Here is a 21,691-nt window from a genome sequence, read left to right as displayed (position 1 = left end):
CGCGACCTGATCGGACGCTCATAGTGACAGGACCCCTAAGTCCCCAGGGGCGTCGGCGTTTTCCTGCCCGTCGCGGGTGGTCGGCTCAGGCCATGACGACCCGCAAGGCCCCCTGTGCGTACTGCTCGCGGAGCGCCTTCTTGTCGTACTTGCCGGTCGAGGTCACGGCGATGGCCGGCAGGAAGGCCCAGCGTTCGGGCAACTGCCAGCGCGCGATCCGGTTCTCCAGGAAGCTCTTCAGTTCCGAGGCGTCGACTGGGCCGTCCGCGAAGACCACACACGCCATGGGACGTTCGCCCCACTTGTCGTCGGGCACTCCGATGACGCAGGCCTCCAGGACGGCGGGGTGGTCGGCGAGATGGTTCTCCAGCTCGACCGAGGATATCCACTCGCCTCCGGACTTGATGACGTCCTTCATGCGGTCGGTCAGTGTGAGCCAGCCGTCGGGGGAGATGCGTCCTACGTCCCCAGTCCTCAGCCAGCCGTCGCTGAACCTGTCGTCCTGCGTCCCGGTGTCCTCACCGTAGTAGGAGCCGGTGACCCAGGGGCCACGGACCTGGAGTTCGCCCACCGACTTGTCGTCCCAGGGTAGTTCGTGGTCGTGGTCGTCGATCAGCCTGGCCTCGACCTCCGCGCAGAAGCGGCCCTGGCCGGTCGGGTGAGAGATCGACTTCTGAGTCCGGGCAGCGGCGGACGAACGGGCGAAACTGCCGAGCGGCGAGGTTTCGGTCATGCCCCAGCCCTGCATCAGGGTGATCCCGTACCGCTCGGCGTAGGCACGGATCATGGACTCGGGCGGCGCCGATCCGCCGGCCATGATCTCCCCCATGGAGGAGATGTCGATCTCCGGATGCGCTTCCAGATACCGCAGCAGATTTCCCCATACGGTAGGTACGCCCACGCCCTTGGTCGGGCGGACAGCGGCGATGAACGCGGCCAGCGGTTCCGGCGCGAGAAAGCGGTCCGGCATGGCCAGCGAAGTCCCGGTCATGAACGCGGCGTAGGGCAGGCTCCAGGCCAGTACATGGAACTGCGGCACGACAGCCAGAGCCAGGTCATGGCGCGACAGGGCGATGGCATCCGGCAGGGAAGCCGCCATGCAATGCAGGTAGATCGAACGGTGGCTGTAGACAACGCCTTTGGGATCACCCGTGGTTCCGGAGGTGTAGCACATGGCCGCCGCGGACCGTTCGTCCACCTCGGGCCACGGATAGCTGTCCGGTTGGCCGTGAAGCAGTGCCTCGTACGCATGCACCTCGACTCCGGGGGCGCCCAGGCCGGACACATCGGCGAGCCCGTTGACGATGACGTGCCGCACGTACTTGAGCGCGGGAAGCAGCGGCAGGAAGGCGGGCAGCAGCGAGTGGTCGACGATGACGATCTGGTCCTCGGCGTGGTTCGCGGTGTACACGATCTGTTCCGGAAAGAGCCGGATGTTCAACGGGTGGATCACCGCGCCCATCGCCGGGACGGCGAAGTACGCCTCCACGTGCTGCTGGTTGTTCCACATGAAGGTGGCCACACGGTCACCCTCCCCCACCCCCAAGTCACGCAGGGCACCCGCCAGCCGGGCGGCGTTACGGCCGGTCTCCGCGTACGTGGTTGTCGAGTGCCCCTCCGGCCCCGCCGTCACTATCGTGCTGGTCGCGTGAACACGAGATCCGTGCTCCAGTAGGCGACGGATCTGAAGTCCTGTGTCCTGCATGGTGCTGCGCACTGGTCCCCCAATTCGAGTGAGGCTGGGATGGGTCGGGCGCCCGCCGAAGGCGGACGGGAGGATGGCAATCGCCCGAAGTCGGCGGCGCTCCCCGTTAGCGCTACGACGAGGATGTCGGCCTGGTTCAGCGGAGCTTGATGAAGCGTAGGACGGCGGCTGCGGCAGGATTCTCTCCCGGTGAACCAGACTTCCCAGTCCCTCGTAGTCCTCGAATGGCGGGTGCCGGGTCCCCATGCCTGAGCATTCCCCAAGAGACCGGAAGGGCCCCCGAAGCGGCGCCCCGCACTGATCTCCACCTGCCTTCAGACTACGCAGAAGAGAAACACATGACCTCCACTGCAGAATTCGATCACGCCATCTCGCTCACTCGAGCCGAAGAATCACCGGTCCATCATGCCGAACTGCGGGATGACTGGAGTATCGGTGAAGGTATTCATGGTGGTCTACTGATGGCCTTGGCAGGCCGCGCCCTTGCGGACGATCTTGGGGAAACGTCAGGCCACCGTGACCCCATATCCGTCAGCGCTCACTTCCTGTCCAGGTCACTGCCCGGCTCAGCGACTGTGCACACGGAGGCGCTCCGCCGCGGACGCACGGTCTCGAGCGGCATGGCATCCATCAGGCAGGGTGATCAAGAATGTGTGCGCGTGGTCGCCACGTTCGGGGATCTGTCCGGCAAGACCACGACCAATCCCTCACGGGTGTTTTCGGCTCCCCCGAGCATGCCGCCGCCCGAGAAGTGTGTGCCGACCGATATGGCGCCGCCGGAACTCCTCAAGGAACTACCGCTACTTCAGCGCATGGACCTGCGACTTTCTCCTGATTGCGTGGGGTGGGCCGTAGGGGCGCCTTCAGGGCAGGGAACCATGGAGGGCTGGCTGCGCTTTCCGGATGGTCGTGAGCCGGACCCGATGATGCTCCTCTTTGCCGTCGACTGCCTCCCACCGGTCAGTCTGAACCTGGGCATCACCGGCTGGGCACCGACGCTGGAACTCACCACGCACATCAGAGGGCTACCTGCCCGAGGTTGGCTGAGGCTGAAGCACTCGACGCGCCTTGTCGACAACGGGTATATGGAGGAAGACGCCGAAGTGTGGGATTCGGCCGGCCGCCTGGTGGCACAGTCCCGCCAGCTCACACGCCTGGGGCGGCCGGACTCGTAAACCCCCCTCGAGGTACAGGGGCGCACGGACGACTCGGCACGGCAGGTGCTGCTGGTGCCGTGCGCCACTCATCACAGCTTCACGGCTCGATCCGTCGCACCGACCTCCACGGGTCGACAACCCCGCTTCCACGCAACCGTGACGTCGCCGGCCCCTTCGTACGTGAATGTGAGCGGTAGCTCCAAATGCCGCAGGAGGGCCGGGATTGCCCTGTTGCTGTGCTGAAATACTCCATAGATCTTCTCGACAGGAACTCCGGAGAGCTCCGACTGCATGTGCCTCAAGAGAAGACTTCCCACTCCCTGATTCTGCCATCGATCTTCTACTATCAGAGACACCTCCGCGGAACACCCGTCGACAATGAACTGCCCCATGCCGAAGAAGGCGTCGCCGCCTCCGTCCTCAACACCGAAGGTCGTTGCGCTGGGATGATCCATCAGACGCGTCACATAGGGGTCAGGATCACGAACAGGACTGTGAAAGCGGCGCCATAGAGTTTCCGCGGAACAACGCCTGTACATCGCCTGAGCAACTTCCAGATCGCTCAGGCCGATTTTTCGAACGACAAACTCAGCAGGCATGGTGGGACTCGGATTCGCTCGATTGGGCAGCAACGCGTGCGCCAGAGGTGGTTTTGGGGTGCGAGTTGCCCGGCTTCGCGGGTCAAGAGCGGTCCCGGGAGTGGGTCGCACCGTTATGAGGCACTACGTGAATTCCGCAGAAGGGGTTCACTCGTTACAGCGATAGCCCACAACGGATGGCCGCAGCGGCAATTGGCGATCCTGGGAGTGAAGGGGTGACCATCATGTGCGACTACGACACCTTTGCCGTCTACGGCTCCGTCTGCCTGCGGAGCCACCGGTTCAAGGACAGTGTCTGGGCCGAGGACCTGCCGCAGCTCACAGCAATCTCCAACGGGCTCGTCGCCGCGGTACCGGATGCCGTGTGGATCGCGACGGGCCGCACGCACGGCGATGTGCGGATGACTCTGGAGGTTCTCTCGTCCGCTCCCGGGCACGCTGCGGACGCCCTCGAGGACTGGGAAGCCGTGGTCGAGGTCAGCCTCTTCGTCACCAGCCCCACGTTGGAATATGAAGAGGATCCGGACGTACGCCTCGCCCTGCCGGAGCCCGGCTGGTACCGGCTGGTACCGGCTGCGAGCCTGCGCCCGCGGCCGAGAAGCCGCGCAGGAACTCCAGTACGACCTGTGCGCTGTTGGGAATGCCGAGGAGTACCGCCTCGTCTGCTGGCCCGCCCCGCCCAGCGCCGAGCGGATCGTCAAGAACGACGGCCTTCATCATGGCGCTGCCCTGCGCACGCTGCCCGCGTTGGGCCCCGACTCTCATCCCGTCGACCTCCACAGGTGCTGAAACTTTCGCCGCCTGCCGTGGAAGCGTGACATCAAGCGCCTCGTCGCCTGCCGCGTCGCATCTGTCCTGAAGACACCGATGAGCCATTGTGGACATAGGTGATCAGGACGTCAGGCGGGGTTATGAGCAGTCGCCTGCGCCACCTTGGACCCGATCAACGTGCTCCCGGCAAGAACGGGGCGCCGGGCAGCCCCCGGCCCGATGTCAAGCGACCGAGGCCAGGAGAGAACAACGTGCATCAGTCAGTGCCCCGATCTTACGAGTTGGCTGCGACGACTTGTCGCTCCCGCAGGCGCCGCCGAGCTTGCCGTGATCGCCCACGCAGCGCCCACAGCGGCTCAGGCGGAAACCCGGCAGTAGGAACCCATTCGGAACGTGGCTTCCAGCGGGCTGGTCTACCGCCTCATCAATCGGGAGGGGACAGCACCCTCAATCAGGGCGGACGCGTGACGCGGGGGTGCCGGGATTTCCCGGCACCCCCGCGTCCTTGAACTTGGGACGTGCGCTTTTACCTGGCGTCCACCACCGTGCCGGTGAGCACTTGGCCCCCGGTTGGCTCGCCGTCCTCGCCCCACGGGATCAGCTGGAGCCGCACCGTCTCGTCCGGCTCGCTCACCCCGTCCACGGCGGTGGGTACGGTCACCTCGGCGGTCAGCTCCCCCGCGGGGATCTGCGCGTACACGGGGAGCCATGCCACCTCGGACAGCGGTCGGGACGGGCTCGGCGAGTCGCCGTGGCTCCTATCCTTGAACCAGTCCGGGGGGACATCCGTGGTGGACAGTTCGCTTCCGTCACCGACCGGCAGGAAGACGAGCTCGGACGTCATCTCAAAGTCGGCCACCTCGGACAGCGTGACCCGCCAGGTCAGGCTCTGCCCCTCGGTGACCCGGTCCGCGACCGGAGTCGCAGTGACCTCGGGCGCCGGGTCGTCTTCCTCCACGGTCACGCCGCCGCGGAAGGAGCCGACCGCGGCGTTGTGGACCGCCTTCACGAACACATTGTGTGATCTGTTCACCCCGAAGCGGGTATTGCCCTCCACCTCGACCGGCACATCGATGTCGCTGCTGCCGGGCCGCACCGTCACCACCCGGGACGTGACCTTGTCCGCGACGGGATCGGCGACGAAGAGCCGGACCTGACCGCTGCCCTGCCCGGAGACCCGCACCGGCACCCGATAGCCCCGCACTCCGGAATCGCCTTCCTGGACTGTCAGCCGGCCGATGTCGACGCGCGGCAGCATGGCCGGCCGCACGACGGGCGTGCCGGGGCGCCAGCCCCAGGCGTCCATCAGCCAAGCCTGACCGGACCGGCTGCGGGGGGTCAGTTCCAGGGTGTTCACCTGCTTCAGGTCCAGTCCGGCCCGGGTCGCGGCGGTCAGCGGGACGCGTACCTCCCGCCCCCAGTACGAGGCGGTCAGCTCGGTCCCCGGCAGTCCGTCGAGGCTGATCCGGCCGAGGGTCACCCGCCGGCCCGAGGTGTCGGAGAGGGACACATCCAGCGTCGTTCCGGTGGTGTTCGGCGGCACGATGACCCGCAGGCTCAGGTCCTCGGCCCCAGCGAGGGAGACCGGCTGCGCGTTGCGTACCCGTACCGCGGAACCCGGCGTCGACCAGTCCAGAGCCACGGCGTGGCGGCCCGGCTCCGGCGTGGTCTCCCAGTAGGCGAAGTGCGGCGACTGCCCTGGCTCCCCGGGGTCCAGACAGGCGGCGGCCGGGTCGGGATCCACCTGTGCGCACAGCCGGCCGCCGGGCCCGTCCACCGTGACCGAGGAGTCCGGCAGGAACGCCTGGGTGCGCTCGGCTCCGACGGCGTGCGTGAACACGCGTGCAGGGTCGGCGGACGGTGCCCGCAGGTTCGAGCCGTCCAGCAGCGGACGTATCCCGTCGTCGCCCGCGGCGAACAGCCGGGCCGCGGCGGCGATGTACGTGGCACCGGCAGTCTGCTGCTGGACAGCGGTCAGTCGGCTCGCCGTGCCCGGTGAGCACACGGGGTCGGCGGCCCCGGGCGCACGCTCCTCCCAGTCGTCCACGGCCGGCGCCTCGGCCTGACCCGGCGTCCACTCACTGTTGAAGAAGTTGTGGTTGGCGCCCACCATGTAGACCGCGCTGTGCAGGGCGGCACCACGGCTGACACCGCGGGTGCCGTCCACGTAGATCTCTCCCTGCAGATCGGACACATCGCCGTCGCAGCCGGGCAGGATCGTCATCGACGGCACCTCGGGTGCCGGGTTCTGCCCGGAGGCGGTGGGGCCGATGAGGACGGTTCCGCGGATGTTCCAGCGCACCGGTCCCCGATAGCCGTCCTGGGCGGCGGGCGGCGGCAAGAGGCTGTCCAGTGCGGCCCGGTTGACGCCCTCGCCGCCCCGTGAGTGTCCGACCAGGAGCACTCGGGACAGGTCGGCGCGTGACGTGTCCCGCACGATCTCCGGAACCGTGGCCCGGCCAGTGCCGGCCCAGTCGGCCCAGCGGGCGAGGTGCTGCCGCACCAGGGAGGAGCGGGCCTGATCCCCGAAATCCTCCGTCAGGTTGCTCTGCGCGTTGATTGCGTTGGCGGCGATGGACACCGTCACATATCCCTGGGACGCCAGTAGTTGCTGGGCGCGCAGATAGCCGCGGTGGCTCGGTACCGGCTTCGAACCGGTCGGGCAGGGCCAGCTGCCGGGCTGATCACCGTCGGGAGTGAAGCAGACGGAGTGGCGGCCGTGCAGGAACAGGGCCAGCGGCCGGCGGCCCGGAGCCCCGGTCGGTGCCACCACCACGGCGCGCATCTCCACCGGCTCCGGCAAGTCGGGCAGCTTCACCGATTCCAGCGCGTACTCGCCGGTCCGCGTCGGGTACGGGCCGGGGACACCGGGGTCCACGCGGTTGGCCGGCAGCAGGGCCGACGGCTTCACCGTCTTCGTGGAACGCCGCCGTTGCGGGCCCGCCTCGGTGCCTGCTGCGTCGAGGCGGCGCCCGCCGGCACGCACCTGCAACTCCGTCACCGGGCCGAGCTCCACGCCGATCAGGCTGAGACGGAACGTACGTTGGTCCGCAGCGACCAGCGGCCGACCGAGGAGCCTGTCTCCGGAGTAGAACTCAACGGCGGCGTCGACCATGGGCACCGGTGCGGTCGAGCGCCAGATCAACTGCTGCTCGGCACCTGTGCCGGTGACCTGCCAACCCGCCGGAAGCTGACCGCCGGGGCCACCCTCGGCGCCGTCCGACGGCGCGGACGGTACTGGTGCGGCAGCCTGGCCTGCGTATGCCGGCCCTGGCAACCCCGCAAACACCGCGAATAACGCGGCAGCGGCGACTATTGTGCGCCGGATAAGGATCACGCGCTCTCCTGCTCCTACTCCTGCCCCTGCTAGATCGCCTTTGCTACGGGCACATCCCGGGTCCGGTTCACCCGCAACGGTGAACCGGACCCGGAAGAAGGTTGGGGGCGAGGTGCGTGGCGTGAGCGCCGTCGATACGAAGTGCGGTCGCCGCGCATGTGCGGACGCGTGCCGGATGGCTGCCCCGGCCGAAGCGAACCGCCGCCGGCTTCCCCCGGCCGTCAGCCGCCGTGTTCCGACGGCAGCCTTGCCGCCAGGGGGTGGATCGGTGGCGAGTGCCGCATCCTCGGTGCCGCGGGGAGGGGCGAGCACGTCAAACGCATAGCCGCAACCAAGCAGTTGCGGACATAGGTGATCAGTATTTCGGGCGGGGTTGTGAGCAGTCGCCTGTGCCATCTTGGACCTGATCAACGCGCCCCCGGCACGAACCGGGCGCCGGTAGCCCATGGCCCGATGGTGAGCGACCGAGAACCGTCATCGAGCGACACACCGGTGTGGGTTCCGACGAGCCCGGATCCTCTCGCCTCACTCCCGTGGCCGGGGCGTCTCGATGCGTATCCGACGTTCCCGTGGAAGAGGAGCAAACAAGATGCATCAGTCAGAGCCCGGAGGCCTTACGAGATGGCTGCGACGGCTGGTCGCTCCCGCAAGCGCCTCCGCGCTTGCCCTGACCGCCCTCGCCACGCCCACAGTGGCTCAGGCGGAAACCCGGCAGTCGGAATCCATCCGGAACGCGGCTTCCAGCGGACCGATCTACCAGCTCATCAATCAACAGACCAATCAGTGCCTGAACTCCGTGGCCGAGACGGAGCCGTGCTCGAACAGCGCCGGCCAGCGGTGGTGGTGGGACAGCAGCCTCAAGCTCTGGGTGCACGAAGAGTCTGGCGGCTGCCTGACGAAAACCCGGCTCAGCAAGGGTTTTTGGATCCAGCTGGCGCCGTGCAGGCATCCGGACACCGGTGAGCGCTATCCCCCCATTATCAACCACGTCGAGCTCGGGGGAGGCTTGGCGATGATCAGATGGCCGGAGGACAACATGTGCCTCGACGCCAACGAGACCGGTGCGACGTACGCGTCCAACTGCTGGAAGGAAGATATCGGCCAGCGGTGGATCAGGAAGGTCGTGGGCTGAGCGGAGGCGTCTTTCCCGCTCAGCGATCCCTCGTCACCGTCGGCGGAACCACCGCGAGTCACCGTCCGACCGGCAGCGCAGAGGCCCTCGTCCAAGTCAAGGGCGTGGGCCGGGGCCGACAACGTCACTCGGCGTTGCGTGCTGCTTCCTGGGAGAGTGACGAGCTCTCTCCTGACAGCGTCACCTCCCGCTGCCAGAGCAACTCCACCACGCGATCGATTCCCTGCGCCAAGTGCCGTCGATAGGTGCTGAACGGAATGCCGAGGAGAGCCGCCGCAGCCTCCTGAGTCCGGTGTTGAACCGTGTAGGTAGCCCTGAGGGCCTGGTACGCCTTGGCCTGACGAGCATCCCGCCGAAGGCTTTCCACCGTCTCCAGCAGCACGTGGCGCAGCTGCTGAGCGGGCGTGCCGGTGTGGTGGGCTCTGTCAGACATGAGCAGAGTGGTGACCAGGGGGTTCTCCTGCAGCAGTTCGGAGCGATGCAGATCACGCAGAGCGGCGCGTATCGCTTCCGCGAAGGCGCCTTTCTCCAGCGCAGGTTCTCTCCCGTGTCCCACGCTCTCGGGCTCGGCCGGGGGAAGCAGTGACCATGTCCGGTCGAACCATGACCCCAGTGATTCGGTGCGCCAGTCGTAACCAAAAGTCGTCCAAACGCGCCCGCTGTCCAAAACCGTCTTGCTGACCTGCCGATGGCTGTTGAAATGCATCAGATTTCGCCACAGGTCGGCATGGGCCGTGGTGATGAAGGTCCACGCCATACCTACCGCCCGCAGCCAGTCTTTGACCACGTGCAACTGCATAAGGTGTTCCACGGACGAGATACCGCCATAGGAACTCTCGCCGACGAAGAAGCGCCCTATGCGCAGGTGCTGCCCGGTGCGCAGGGGGCCATGGCTCTCGGCATGCTCCCAGGCCGCTGCAACGACCGGGTCCATCAGATCGCTCTCCTCGCGCCGCGTCAGACGCAGCCACGCCATAAAACCTTTGGGGGCGCCGGTTCGGGTATCTCTGTAGAGCCAAAAGGCTTCCGGCTGCCGTTCGAGCCAGTAGCGTCCGATGCGGACGGACTCTTCGTCTTCGACCTGAGCGATCATTTTGACGACGATGTCGTGATCATCGGCGTGGAGGCGTTCCTCCCAGACATCGCCTTCCTGCTGGGTACTTTCGAAATACGCCTGCATAGGGCCATGACGCTTCAGATACGTCAGCTCCCGCACGGCCTGTATGGACTCGGCCTCGCGCGTCGCCCGCGTTCGGTCCAGGAGGTAGCGTCCCGCCCTGTGATGCATGAGGAGATAACCTTCGGGATCACGCCATCGCATGTCGCGGTCCAGGATCTGGGCCACGAGATCGTGAACGGACACCCCCTGGGGCCCGAGCTCGGTGAAGGGCAGTCCGCACAACCAGTCGAACATGGGACCGGCGCTCGCTTCGCCCATGACCGCAGCCAACAGGTTTCTGTTCAGCGTCAGGGCATGCGCCGCGGTTTCCAGAGCGGTGCGGTGTTGCTGCGTGGGCAGAGAACCGACCAGATCGGCGAGAAGTGCGCTGATGATGTGGGGAGTTGGCTCCCAGTCCGCCTGCGTATCACCGTCGGCCGACATCAGCGATGCGGCAATACGCAGAGCCAAGGGGTGGCCGCCGGCGAAGGCCATGATTTTCTTACGGAGCGCCGAAGGGATCCCGTGCCGCGTGAGAAGAGCCTGTGCGTGCTCCTCATCCAGGGGACACATCTCCAGGACTGCCAGTGCGTCGGACCATGCGATGTCGCATATCCATTGGGAGCTCGGCGGCTGACGGCCTGCCACCACGACCGGCACCGTCTCGGGCAGGCCGGGCAGAAACTGCTCCCGCAGCCAGCCTTCAAGGCCCTGGCAGTATTCAAACGAATCGACCAGCAGAACGCTCTTGGCGTCGCTGAGCGCTCCGGAGGCCGCTTGCTCGAAGCCTCTCGGTGAGGGGTCAACGCGCCTTCCCTCGATCCGCACCACCGCCCGTCCGGCCTCTCGCGCCTTGGTCGCCAGTCGCTGCAAAAGCGTCGTCTTCCCCACGCCGCCTATCCCGTGCACATAGAGAACAGCCGGCGAGTCGGCCTCCTGCCGAAGCATCGCGGCGAAACGCTCGAGCTCGGCCTCACGGCCGACAAACGCTCTCTCCTCCGCCGCCACAAGCCGTGCCGCCAGAGAGTTTGCCGTGCCGTCCGTCACTCTTACCTCCCCAGAAGATGTGCCTGCCCATGATGACACCGTGAGCAGTGCGCTTCTTCGAGGAGCACGGTCATGCGCGTGCATGCCCTGAAAAACCCACATCCATCCGGCCGGAGACCCATTCACTCGCAGATGACCAACGGACACATGCACCGCACCTTGCGGGTGCACTCGAACCGTATTGCCGGTTTCACCGTTGTTCTGGGCTGAGCAGTCCCGCAGGGGAGGACAGGGTTCAGGGGGAATCATGAGCGATACGTTCGCCACATATGCCGAGTCTGTCGGCGACGAACGCCGACGGAGCTTCGGCAGCCATCTCGCCCACAGGAGGAAGCGGGTGTTCGTCGGTCGGCAGGAGGAACTGGCGCTCTTCCGCGCTGCCATCGGGGATGGAGGCCACGCTGCGGTGCTGTACATCCACGGCCCGGGCGGCGTCGGTAAGAGCACCCTGCTCCGGCGCCTGGCCGACGAGGCCGTGGACAGGGGGCGGCACGTCATCGAGGTCGACGGCCGGACAACCGACCCCTCGCCGGAGTCGTTCCAGGCAGCGGTCGGGACGGTGCCCGAAGGGTCCGTCCTGCTGATCGACACCTTCGAACGGTGCCAGGGGCTGGAGGAAGGGCTGCGTGAACGCTTCCTGCCTACGCTTCCCCACGACACCACCGTGGTCGTGGCGGGCAGGGAGGCGCCCTCCACGGACTGGTACATAGACCCCGCATGGGACGAGACCCTGCACGTCCTGCCCCTGGGCGACCTGGCGCACGATGACGCGCTCGCCCTGATCCGAGCGCGCGGAGTGCCGCCGGGGCTCTACGAATCGGTGACTTCCTTCGCAGGCCGCTATCCACTGGCCTTGAGCCTTACGGCCGCCGTCGTGTCCCGGCGCATGTCGTCGTCGATGGACTGGACACCGACTCCGAACATCGTCGAGACGCTGCTGCGACACCTTGTCGGCAGCACCCCCTCCCCCTTGCATCGGCATGCTCTGGAAGTGTGCGCCCACGCCATGACAACCACCGAGGACCTGTTGCAGAGTGTGTTCGGCGACGAGCATGCCGGGGAACTCTTCGACTGGCTGCGCGGTCTGCCGTTCGTCGAGTCCGGGCCCGGCGGCGTCTTCCCGCACGACGTGGTGCGTGAGGCGCTCGACTCGGATCTTCGCTGGCGGGACTTCACCGGCTACCAGAAGATGCACCGCAGGGTACGCGAATACGCCATCGAGCAAGTCCGGCGCGCCTCAGGCCCTTCGGTGCTGATGGCCGCACGCGCGGCGAATTACCTGATGCACCATGGGCCGTTCAAGATGGCCTACCACTCGTGGCGGGGCAACGGAGAGGTGTACGAGGCGCCTTATCGTCCTCAGGACTGGTCGGCGGTGGTGGAGATGGTCCGAGTACGGCCTGCGTTCACTCATCCCGCCACCCCGGCAGACCACCGGCTGCGGACCGAACCGCCTTATGAGACGAGAACTGCACGGATCTGGCAGCCGATGCCTGGGACGGCGAGAGGGCCACTGCCGCCGCGAACAGGGCGCTTACACCCGCCTGCACGCTGGTCCTCCGGTTGAGAACTTTTTCTCCCACCATTCCTGAGCACACGCACACGCTGCTCTGCTGAATCAGCGGCGAAGTGCCGGAACCTGCTCCGAAGCCGCCGCCCGCACAGCCGGCCTGGTGACAAGTCACGTCACCGTCTTGCTGCGGGGGCATCCCCGGGTCCGGTTCACCCCCCAACGGCGAACCGGACCTGGAAGGAAGTGGGGGTGAGTGGCTCAGCCACGACTGCGTTCGGCGGCTTCCTTCAGCGCATCGAGCCATGCCAGGAGCGAGCCTTCGAGGGCAGCGCGCATACCCTCCGGGTCGGCGTCGACCGGAGCGCCGGCCCAGGATTCCTGGGTCGTGACGACGGTTCCCTCCGGGGTCGGCTCGAACGTCCAGACGTGGACCCCCTCGATGCCGTGGGCAGGGCCGCCCCAGACGGTGCGGCGCTGCGGCTGCACTTCCATGACGGTGGAACTGATGCTCAGGCCTGCCGTCTCCCAGTCGAAGACGCTGCCCTCGGCGAAGTCACCGCGCAGCAGTGCCTTGTCGATCCCGGGGTTCCAGGTGGGCCATTCGTTGACGGCAGTGTGCAGGTGCCAGAGAGTTTCAGGGTCGGCGTTGATGGTTGTCTGGAGCTCGACGATGACGGGGGCAGTACGGTCGATGTCCTTCATGGTGTCTCCTTGATGCGTTTGAGTATGCGTGGGCGTGGGTGTCGGGGTCCGGTCAGGTTCGGTCGGCGATCCAGGACCCGTGGATGCCGGCCACGACCCTGCGGGGCAGGTGAACGGTGGCGACGGGGTCGGCGCGAAGGTCGGTGGCGTCCAGCACCAGCAGCTGGGAGGCGTCGGCGTGCAGGTCGCTGAGGACCGTCAGCAGATACCCCTCGTCCTCCCCGTCGCTGCCTTCGGCGGGCACGAAGACCGCCTCGCTGGGCAATTGCCCATCGCCGACATGCCTGACGTGTCGGGTTCCGGTGGTTCGGTCGTACTTGACGATGCCGAAGTTGCCGATGCCACGGTCGTCGGGGAAGGAGATCGCGTACTGGTAGCGGTGTTCCCGGCCGACCCGGTCGTCGTTGATGGTGGGGAACTCCACGACCAGGTCGTCGATGATCCGCTCGCGCACCGTGCCCGAAACCAGGTCGATCACCCACTGCCTGTTGAAGGAGCGGGAGTTGGGGACAGCGCCTCTCTCCGGGGAACCGACCCACCAGTTCCAAGAGGTGTGGAAACCGTCCCGGTCGACCGTCGGCCCCTCCAGCACGATCCTGCCTCGGTCGTCCTCATAGGCGTTCGCCGCGTGCAGCATGGACCCCGGTTCGATGTCGAACCACCTGACCGCCGCGGCTCCGCCCTTCCCTCGCGGCATCACGCCGATCCGGGCGGGCTGCTCGTCCTTCCAGGCGTAGGGAATCCCCGAGGCTTCGGTGTGGTCGAAGGTCACCGTTCCCTCGACGAAGATCACGTACCGCTCGGTGAGGGCGAAGTCGTGCTTGAGTGAGGCACTGGCGCCCGGCACCTCTTCGCTGCGGATCAGCTCTCCCTTGTCCGAGGAGACGTGGTAGGTCAGGTACGGCGGGAACGGCGAGGAGCTGAAGAAGTGCAGTTCGCCGGAGACCGGGTCCTGCTTGGGGTGTGCCGTCATGACGTTGGTGAGCTTGCCGTCGAAGTCGTAGGCGCCGACCGTCTCCAGCTCAGGCGTCAGTTCGAAGGGAAGGTTGGACTCACACAGCGCCAGCAGCCGGCCGGCGTGCTCGATGATGTGGGTGCCCGCGGTGCTGGCTGTCAGATCGGGACCCTTCTCCGTCATGTACGGCGCGCCCTCCAGCGCCGGCGTCCTGACCCAGCGGTTGCGGTACCACTCGGCGCGTCCGTCCCGCAGCCGGATGCCGTGCACCATGCCGCTGCCCTTGAACCAGTGGGTGGGGGTGATACCCGGCTTGGGATTGTGGCCGTTGCGTATCAGTCGACCGGACAGTTCGAGAGGCAGATGTCCTTCCACGAGGAGGTTGTGGGCGGTGACTTCATCGACGTGCGGGGTGTAGTGACCCGTCAGGTAGGGCTTCATGACTGCCATTTCTGTTGAGGTGGAGTTGGTGCGCCGACCGGGGGGTTACTGAGTCGTGCTCACAGTCGCCCCCCGACTTAGAGCTCCGAACGAAAGGGGAGTCCGATCAGCTCGCGGCGTCATGGGGGTCCCCCCTGCTCGAGCGGAGCCGATAGTGGGGGGGAGGAGCTACTAGGGGCTTTCGGCAACGCGGCATGGGGGTCCCCCCTGCTCGAGCGAAGCCGAGAACTTGGGGGAGTGCGTGCCAGACGCCGCGAGCCGGGCTCCCCTTTTGTTCGGAGCTTTTAGTGAGTGGTGCTCACCGTCGGCCGTGACGTACGGCGGGAGCCGCGGCGCGCATGGACGCCGGCGCCGATGGCCGCCAGAAGGGCAATCACGGCTGCCCCTATGAGAGCGCGCCGGTATCCGTGCGCCAGGGCAGCCGGGCCAACCCCTTTTCGGACGACGGACATTGAAGCGAGCGAGGTGAGGATGGCAAGGCCCAGCGCCCCGCCCACTTGCCGCGTGGTGTTGATGAGCCCGCCCGCGACTCCTGCGTGCCGGGAGTCGACGCCACTCACCCCAAGGGCGGTCAGCGGTACAAAGGCCAGGCCCAGACCCAGGCCGATCAGGATGCTCGGGCCCAACAGGTCCGCGAGGAACGTGCCGTCGAGGGGCAGCCGTGCCAGCCAGAGCAGCCCGGCGGCCAACACCACGAGACCGGGTAGGAGTGTCGACCGCAGCCGTCCTGCCGCCGCGGAAGCCGCCATCAGCGCGCCGGCGAGGGGAAGTTGGGTGAGGCCGGCGGTCAGTGGCGAGTAATCCAGGACTTTCTGCTGGTATAGGGGCAGGAAGAAGAAGGTGCCGACCCACACCATGCCGAGCAGCAGCATGAGGAGGTTGCCCGCCACCACGGACCGGTTGCCGAGCAGGACGGGCGGGATCAGCGGATCCGTCGCGCGGCGTTCGAGCGGTACGAGTGCGAGCAGCAGGAGAATCCCTGCCGCCGGGACGAGGAGCCTTTCCGCACCGGACCCGTCACGTGAGCCGAGGCCGTACACCAAGAGCGTGAGACCGGCGGTGACGGCGAGCGCGCCCGGCACATCGAGCCGGGCGCCGCGGCCGCCGGTGTCGCAGGGGATCAGGACCGGCACGGACAGCAACACGGGAACGCCGACGGCCACGCTCACCGCGAAGATCGACCACCACCCCAGGGCGCTCGTGAGGAGACCGCTGAGGAGTACTCCTGCCGCTCCCCCCGCCGCTGAGGCAGCCCCCCAGATGCCGAGCGCCCTGCCGCGGTCCGGCCCCGGCGGGAACCGGGACAGCAAGATGGCCAGGGCCGCCGGTGACGCCACGGCGGCGCCGACGCCCTGCACAGCACGCGCAGCGATGAGCAGCCCGGCTCCGGACGGAACACTTGCCGCAAGTGACCCACCGGCGAACAACACCAGCCCGGCGACGAAAGTGGTGCGGTTGCCGAACAGGTCGGCCAGCCGTCCGCCCACCGGCAGCAGTGCGCCGAAGGCTATGAGATAGGCGTTGACGATCCACGTCAGCCCGGTCTGCGAAAGGCCCAGATCCCGGCCGATGGCGGGCAGCGCCACGTTCACGATGGAGGTGTTGAGTACGACGAGGAACTGCGCGGCGGTCAGCAGAGCGAGCGTGACACCACGGCTGCCCGAGTACCGCGAAAGTGTGTGGACTCGCATGACAGCGACCTTTCAGGCTTCTGCTGGGACCGGGGCACACCCGGTGGAGCGACCGGGTGCGTACCACCCGGCGGTGTTCTCCCCCGCGCCGTCGTTTCCGTCGGCACGCCCCATGCTGTCCGCTGTTCGGGCCGAGGCCCAGGCCGGTCCTGTGCTCACTCCTGCTCACTGGTGCTCACCCCGCCCGGGGGTGGCCGTACCTACCCCGCGCCGGCCGCTCGAGGACGGATCAAGCCCGTTTCATAGGCGAGGATCGTTGCCTGGACTCGATCACGCAGCGCGAGTTTCGTCAGTAGCGCGTTCACATGCGACTTGACGGTCCCGGTCGTCACCCCGAGTTCAAGCCCGATCTCGGCATTCGTCAGACCGGATGCGATGAGTACCAGCACTTCCCGCTCACGGGCGGTCAGCCGCTCAAGAGCACCGGTAACCGTGGGAGGCAGCGGGGCGCCTTGAGCGAACGCCGCGATCAGACGGCGGGTCACGGCCGGGGCCAGAATGCCGTCTCCGGATGCCACCACACGAATGGCGCTCAGTACGTCTTCGGGCTGGGCGTCTTTGAGCAGAAACCCCGACGCCCCGGCGCGCAGCGCTTCATAGACGTAGGCATCCAGGTCGAACGTGGTGAGCACCAGCACGCGCGGTCTGCTGTCCAACGCGGTGACCAGCCGCGCTGCCGTCAGCCCGTCCATGCCGGGCATCCGGATGTCCATCAGCACCACATCCGGCGCCTCCTGCTTCGCGAGCTCCACCGCCATCGCGCCGTCGGCTGCCTCTCCGACCACTGACAGGTCGGGTTCGGCGTCGACGATCGCGGCGAAGCCCGCGCGAACCACCGCCTGGTCATCAACGACCATCACTCGTATGGAGATGGGGACGCCTCCTCAACAGGGGCCGGCGCGAGTTCGGCCGGCAACGACACCCGCACCGTACCGGCCCGGTCGAAGGAGATGCGTCCGCCCGCCGCATCTGTCTGCACCCGAAGACGCTCCGAAACCGGGCCGGCGACCGCCAGCCGGACCCCGCTCACCACGATGAGCAACTCGTCGCGCCGACGGCGCAGCACAACCCTGGCCGCCTCTCGGTCGCCCGCACCGAGCGCGGCCTCCACTACGCGATATGCCGCCAAGGCCACGGACATCGGCAGTTCCCCGGCCGGCTCGGGCAGGGACTTGAGCGTCACTCTCCTACCGCCGTTCCGTAGCGTCCTGCACAGCCCTTCAAGTTCGGAGAGGGTCGGCTGCGGCGCGTGCTTCCACTCCGTCTCGCCCTCGTCACTCAGCCGGTGCAGCAGTTCCCGCATGGCTTCCAGCGCCGCACGCGCCTCACAGGCCACCTCATCCAGCCGCCGGTTCGCCGCACTGGCCACAACCCGTTCCGTGTGCTCCAGAACGGCCTCCCGCAGGCCGTCGGCGACCCGACGTCTCTCGGACTCCGCAAGAACCGCCGCACGCCGCACCGAGTCCGTCACGGCCGTATCCTCGCGGGCCAGGACGCGAAGGCGACGGGCGCGCACCCCGGCACCCACCCCCCACACACAGGTCAGGAAGATCCACGCGGGCACCGCCAACGCGCACAGCAGCAGGACGGCATCGAACGGCGACACCTCAACACCCCACAGCGTGCCGTCGGCCACCGCCGTCATCGCCACCACGGCCGCGAGGGACGTACCTGCGACGGTCGGTGCCGGCCAGGTTCGCCGGGCACCCGCCCCGTAGGCGGCCACCGCGTACACCGCCACGGCCTCGGCAACCGCGCCACCCATCAGGCAATAGACCATCGGCGAGGGCAATAAGCCCGAGACACGCGCCAGGGGCCACAGCCATGCGGTGGCGGCCACTCCTATCAGGGCGGCCCAGGGCCGGTGGCGCCGCCACAGCAAGGGAAGCGCATGCACAGCGACCAGCACCACCAGCACGGCTGGGCCGCCCGGCCCAGCCACGTCGAGACCCTCCTGCGCGGCAAAAAGCACGAACATCACGGGCAGCAAAGCGACAGCGGCTACGAGCCAGGAACTGGTCAACCACGCACTCCGCAGGAAACGGCTCCGTCGGGCAGACACTTGTCGGCGCGGACCGGCGGAGTCGGGCAGGCGGGCCCACACCCGCCATCCACCGTCCTTACTCGGCCCCGCCGACAGTTCCCCGCCGACAGCGGCCGCGCGCTCCCGCATCCCCGCGATCCCACGTCCGGAGCCGAGACCGCTGCCGTCTGCGCGCCCGACGTTGCGGGGAGCCGCGTTGTCGATCGTCACCTCGAGCACACCGTCGTCCCGCCGTACCTGGACGCGCACTGCGGCGCCCGGCGCATAGCGCAGGGCGTTGGTCAGAGCCTCCCGCGTAATGCCGAAAACCGCTTCGGCCGCAGGCCCGGCCACATCGGGGGGAAGTTCGAGCTGGATCGGACGTCCCAGCAGGCCGAACCCGGCGACAAGCTCCTCGATGCGCCCCGACATCAACTGCGGATCCGGCTCGTCCATGGTGCGCATGATCTCCACCAACCGCTGCAGGGCGGTGCGGGTTTCACGTCCTGTGCGCTCGGCGAAGGAGAGCGCCTCGTCGGCCAGTTCGGGCCTGCTCTCACCTAGTCTGCGGGCCGCTTCCACCGTGACGACGACCGAAGTGAGGTGGTGGGCACTGATGTCGTGCAGTTCGCGGCCCAACCTGTGCCGCTCGGAGTCGGCAGCTCGCCTCCCGCCGTCCTCGGCCTGGGCCAGCCGCCGCACCGCCGCCCAACGGCCAGTTGTCCACTGTCGCCATGCCTCGCCGGCACCAGCACAGGCGCTGACTATGAGAGCCGTGACTGCCAGGTCCGTGACGATCCCGGAACTCATGCCGTCTTGCGTCACCATCAGCAGCTCTTGATGGAGGACGACCGCGCCCGTGGCCCACGCGGTGACCCTGCTGCGGCACCGCACCGCTACGGAGAAGAGCGCGACCAGGATGCCGATGTCGGGGTAATCGCCTTGGACCGTGAGCTTGCCCAGCAGCGAGGCCGCGAGAGTTCCTGCCAGCGCGCGCAGCGGCCTGCGGCGTCGCCACCCCAGCGCTGTGCATTCCACGGCGGTGGCCGCCAGTACAAGGAGAGCGGTCTCGGTGCCGGACAACGGTCCGCCGGTGAGGTCGGTGCCGGCCCATAGCAGCGTCATCTGACCGACGGCCAAGGTCAACGGCAAGAGCCAATTTCGTATGGTGTCCATGGTGGACACGAGCGTAGATCCACAGTTCGCACGGGGGATCTGCCCGGGGCAGGAGACACTCTCCACCCAGAGATAGACGTCCCGTTCATGCCGCAGCGGGACGCGATCGCGGACAGCCGCCCAGAACCTTGAGTCATGACCTTCTCAGCGCCTGCTCCCTCCCCGCCGCCCGGTGTCTCCGCTGCGGACGGCTCTCACCTCTACCATCGGTTGGCCCACGCCACCGGCCGCCACCGCTGGTGGCGGTCTCTTGTCGGCACCGTCATGCTGATCGGGGGCTGGCTCCTGCTGTTCATCGTGGCGGACGCCTTCGCCTACGGTTTCGGCCAGGCCAAGGGATACCCCGAAAACCGTGACGGCAGTATCGACTTCGGCCCCGTCGTCGGCGTTGCTCAGGATCTTGCTTATCTCGCCGTCGCGATACCAGTCGTCCTGCTGACGGTGCGTTGGGCCGGAAGACGACCTGCCGGCACGGTCTCCTCGGTGGAGGGGCGACTGCGCAAGCGCTGGTTGGCGCTGTGCGTGCTGGTGGCCGTACCCGTGGTGGCGCTGGCCATGGCAGGCATGCTGTTCCTGCCCGGCGCCGGGGCGTCCGGGGCCGGCGATGACGTCTGGATCGGTCTCCACCGCTACCTGCCGATCCTCGGGATGCTGGTGGTACTGGTGCCCCTACAGGCAGCCGCCGAAGAGTATGTGTTCCGTGGCTGGCTGCTGCAGGTGGTAGGGGCATTCTTCCGTTCACCCTGGATCGCTGTGCTGCCACAGGCGGTGCTCTTCGCCGCCGCTCATGGCTGGGGCACCACTGCGGGCTTCATTGACCTCGCCGTATACGGAGGGGTCGCCGGATGGCTGACCGTGCGTACTGGCGGACTCGAGGCTGCGATAGCGCTGCACGCGTTGAACAACCTCACGTCGTTCGCGGTGGGCGCGGCCGTCGTCGGCGGGTTGGACTCCGACGAGACGGCGGCCGACCTGCCGTGGCAGCTGGCGGCCCTCGACACCACGATGACCGTCGTCTACGCCGCGGCAGTGCTGTGGCTTGCCCGGCGCCGCCGGCACAATGGAGCGTTTTCCTCCCCCTCCACTCGACCTGCTGACAAGTCTCCGCACCCCTACGAAATCGCCTGTGCGCCCCAGACAGCGGAAGGACAACAGCACGCGGGCAGCGCCGGCGAACCGGCAGCTCCGGTCGTAGCCGAGGCGCACCCGCAGACAGCCTGGTCCGCGACGAAGGGCACGCGGCCATGAGGACGCACACCGTCTGCACCCTCCACCTGGCCGATCGGGCGAGCACAAGGGCGTCCACGGATCTTATGGGCCACGCTGACCTGCGGTTTTCCGTTCTGGGCCCAGTCGCGGTCAGCAGCGATCGCACCCCTCTCGAACTGGGGCCGCCTCAGCGCCGCGTACTGCTCACGCGCCTGATCGTCGCGTACGGCCGCCCGGTCAGCATGGATACGCTCTGCAATGACCTGTGGGCAGGCAACCCACCGCGGGGAGCAACCTCCGCCGTCCACGCCCATATCAGCCGCCTGCGCCGACTGCTCCAGCCGCAGGGGGCGACATGCGCGCCCCATCAGCCGCTGACAAGCGGGCCGCACGGATACGTTCTTCTCATTCCTGAACAAGCCGTGGACGCTGTGCAGTTCGAGCGCAGCACGTACCGGACACAGGAGCTGTTGGACCAGGGCCGGATATCCGAAGCCCGAGAGACCGTCACCACAGCACTCGGCTACTGGCGCGGTCCGGCCCTGACGGATGCCGCCGACCACCCCTTCGCCGCAGGCGAGATCGCGAGACTGGAGGAACTGCGGTCAGCCGCCCGGGAGCTTCACATTGCGGCCCTGTTGCGGGCCGGAATCCACACCGCCGCGGTGACAGCCGCCCAAGACCTGACCGCCGACCAACCCCTGCGGGAGACAGCGTGGGAGATGCTCATTCACGCCTTGCGCCTGGTGGGTCGACCCGCGGAAGCGATACAGGCCTACGAGCGGGTGAGCCGACTACTGATGATGGAACTCGGGCTTCAGCCGGGCCCTGCGCTACGGGCGCTTCAGCTGGCGATCCGCAGCCGCAACTGTCCCGCCGTGAAGCCGCGTGTCAGCACCACGCCGCCACCCTCGATGCCGCCTTCCTCCAGGCGCGTAACGATCTGAGCGGGAGAGCGAGGACGTCGACTTCCGGCTGCCAGTGCTAGGGGGTGTTGACGCGCAGCGAAGAAAACCCGCGGCTGTGGAGACACGCACACGAGGTGGTTCTGCGTCTCTGTGCCATGGGCATGCT

Annotated in this window: 14 protein-coding genes; 5 read left to right on the top strand and 9 right to left on the bottom strand. The window is 67.5% G+C overall.

The window, feature by feature from the left end; genetic code table 11:
• Positions 1 to 85: 85 nt before the first annotated feature.
• Positions 86 to 1,717, bottom strand: a complete 1,632-nt coding sequence (locus EF387_RS26175; RefSeq protein WP_128379044.1) for a long-chain fatty acid--CoA ligase — start codon at positions 1,715 to 1,717, stop codon at positions 86 to 88.
• Between the two features lie 326 nt (positions 1,718 to 2,043).
• On the opposite strand from EF387_RS26175, the gene EF387_RS26170 reads away from it, so the two are divergent.
• The gene (locus EF387_RS26170; RefSeq protein ID WP_128379043.1) at positions 2,044 to 2,880 is read left to right on the top strand and encodes a thioesterase family protein; all 837 of its coding nucleotides are present in this window, start codon (positions 2,044 to 2,046) and stop codon (positions 2,878 to 2,880) included.
• 71 nt (positions 2,881 to 2,951) lie between these two features.
• On the opposite strand, the gene EF387_RS26165 is transcribed toward EF387_RS26170, so the two are convergent.
• Together EF387_RS26165 and EF387_RS26160 are read right to left on the bottom strand one after the other, a co-directional pair.
• Complete coding sequence (locus tag EF387_RS26165; protein ID WP_338058129.1) at positions 2,952 to 3,401, bottom strand: GNAT family N-acetyltransferase; 450 nt, start codon at positions 3,399 to 3,401, stop codon at positions 2,952 to 2,954.
• Positions 3,402 to 4,758: 1,357 nt separating this feature from the next.
• Positions 4,759 to 7,569: an alpha/beta hydrolase family protein gene (locus EF387_RS26160; protein WP_128379041.1), complete on the bottom strand. Its 2,811-nt coding sequence runs from the start codon at positions 7,567 to 7,569 to the stop codon at positions 4,759 to 4,761.
• A gap of 589 nt (positions 7,570 to 8,158) precedes the next feature.
• Here EF387_RS26160 and EF387_RS26155 point away from each other — a divergent pair.
• Positions 8,159 to 8,701 carry an RICIN domain-containing protein gene (locus tag EF387_RS26155; RefSeq protein ID WP_128379040.1) on the top strand — a complete coding sequence of 181 codons (543 nt, stop codon included), beginning with the start codon at positions 8,159 to 8,161 and terminating at the stop codon, positions 8,699 to 8,701.
• A 124-nt stretch (positions 8,702 to 8,825) separates the two neighbouring features.
• Here EF387_RS26155 and EF387_RS26150 read toward each other — a convergent pair whose 3' ends face one another.
• Positions 8,826 to 10,907 (bottom strand): ATP-binding protein, encoded by a 2,082-nt coding sequence (locus EF387_RS26150; protein WP_162467215.1) that lies wholly within the window; start codon positions 10,905 to 10,907, stop codon positions 8,826 to 8,828.
• Between the two features lie 247 nt (positions 10,908 to 11,154).
• Between EF387_RS26150 and EF387_RS26145 the strand changes: the two genes are divergently transcribed.
• Entirely contained in the window at positions 11,155 to 12,474 is a 1,320-nt protein-coding gene (locus tag EF387_RS26145; RefSeq protein ID WP_128379038.1) for an AAA family ATPase, read from the top strand.
• A gap of 204 nt (positions 12,475 to 12,678) precedes the next feature.
• Here the strand turns inward: EF387_RS26145 and EF387_RS26140 are convergent, their stop codons facing one another.
• The 5 genes from EF387_RS26140 to EF387_RS26120 form a co-directional block, all read right to left on the bottom strand.
• Positions 12,679 to 13,122: an SRPBCC family protein gene (locus EF387_RS26140; protein ID WP_128379037.1), complete on the bottom strand. Its 444-nt coding sequence runs from the start codon at positions 13,120 to 13,122 to the stop codon at positions 12,679 to 12,681.
• A gap of 52 nt (positions 13,123 to 13,174) precedes the next feature.
• The gene (locus EF387_RS26135; protein ID WP_128379036.1) at positions 13,175 to 14,527 is read right to left on the bottom strand and encodes a carotenoid oxygenase family protein; all 1,353 of its coding nucleotides are present in this window, start codon (positions 14,525 to 14,527) and stop codon (positions 13,175 to 13,177) included.
• Between the two features lie 275 nt (positions 14,528 to 14,802).
• Complete coding sequence (locus tag EF387_RS26130) at positions 14,803 to 16,209, bottom strand: MFS transporter (RefSeq protein WP_128379035.1); 1,407 nt, start codon at positions 16,207 to 16,209, stop codon at positions 14,803 to 14,805.
• 200 nt (positions 16,210 to 16,409) lie between these two features.
• The gene (locus EF387_RS26125; protein ID WP_128379034.1) at positions 16,410 to 17,081 is read right to left on the bottom strand and encodes a response regulator; all 672 of its coding nucleotides are present in this window, start codon (positions 17,079 to 17,081) and stop codon (positions 16,410 to 16,412) included.
• Positions 17,066 to 19,408, bottom strand: a complete 2,343-nt coding sequence (locus EF387_RS26120) for a histidine kinase (RefSeq protein ID WP_128379033.1) — start codon at positions 19,406 to 19,408, stop codon at positions 17,066 to 17,068. Before EF387_RS26120 ends, EF387_RS26125 begins: the two co-directional genes overlap by 16 nt.
• Before the next feature lie 210 nt (positions 19,409 to 19,618).
• Between EF387_RS26120 and EF387_RS26115 the strand changes: the two genes are divergently transcribed.
• Both EF387_RS26115 and EF387_RS26110 read left to right on the top strand, forming a co-directional pair.
• The gene (locus EF387_RS26115; protein ID WP_238431697.1) at positions 19,619 to 20,656 is read left to right on the top strand and encodes a CPBP family intramembrane glutamic endopeptidase; all 1,038 of its coding nucleotides are present in this window, start codon (positions 19,619 to 19,621) and stop codon (positions 20,654 to 20,656) included.
• Entirely contained in the window at positions 20,653 to 21,564 is a 912-nt protein-coding gene (locus EF387_RS26110) for an AfsR/SARP family transcriptional regulator (protein WP_128379031.1), read from the top strand. Before EF387_RS26115 ends, EF387_RS26110 begins: the two co-directional genes overlap by 4 nt.
• The last annotated feature ends 127 nt before the right edge of the window (positions 21,565 to 21,691 follow it).

The sequence above is a fragment of the Streptomyces cavernae genome (assembly GCF_004023625.1).
GTDB lineage: Bacteria > Actinomycetota > Actinomycetes > Streptomycetales > Streptomycetaceae > Streptomyces > Streptomyces cavernae.
Note: the sequence above shows the minus strand (reverse complement) of the source record. Positions and strands in the feature narration are given on the sequence as shown.

What these genes read in the sequence shown, in the direction of transcription:
- EF387_RS26170 (WP_128379043.1), top strand. Translation starts at nt 2,044, where the DNA reads ATGACCTCCACTGCAGAATTCGATCACGCCATCTCGCTCACTCGAGCC.
- EF387_RS26165 (WP_338058129.1), bottom strand. Translation starts at nt 3,401, where the DNA reads ATGTACAGGCGTTGTTCCGCGGAAACTCTATGGCGCCGCTTTCACAGT.
- EF387_RS26155 (WP_128379040.1), top strand. Translation starts at nt 8,159, where the DNA reads ATGCATCAGTCAGAGCCCGGAGGCCTTACGAGATGGCTGCGACGGCTG.
- EF387_RS26145 (WP_128379038.1), top strand. Translation starts at nt 11,155, where the DNA reads ATGAGCGATACGTTCGCCACATATGCCGAGTCTGTCGGCGACGAACGC.
- EF387_RS26140 (WP_128379037.1), bottom strand. Translation starts at nt 13,122, where the DNA reads ATGAAGGACATCGACCGTACTGCCCCCGTCATCGTCGAGCTCCAGACA.
- EF387_RS26135 (WP_128379036.1), bottom strand. Translation starts at nt 14,527, where the DNA reads ATGGCAGTCATGAAGCCCTACCTGACGGGTCACTACACCCCGCACGTC.
- EF387_RS26130 (WP_128379035.1), bottom strand. Translation starts at nt 16,209, where the DNA reads ATGCGAGTCCACACACTTTCGCGGTACTCGGGCAGCCGTGGTGTCACG.
- EF387_RS26120 (WP_128379033.1), bottom strand. Translation starts at nt 19,408, where the DNA reads ATGGACACCATACGAAATTGGCTCTTGCCGTTGACCTTGGCCGTCGGT.
- EF387_RS26110 (WP_128379031.1), top strand. Translation starts at nt 20,653, where the DNA reads ATGAGGACGCACACCGTCTGCACCCTCCACCTGGCCGATCGGGCGAGC.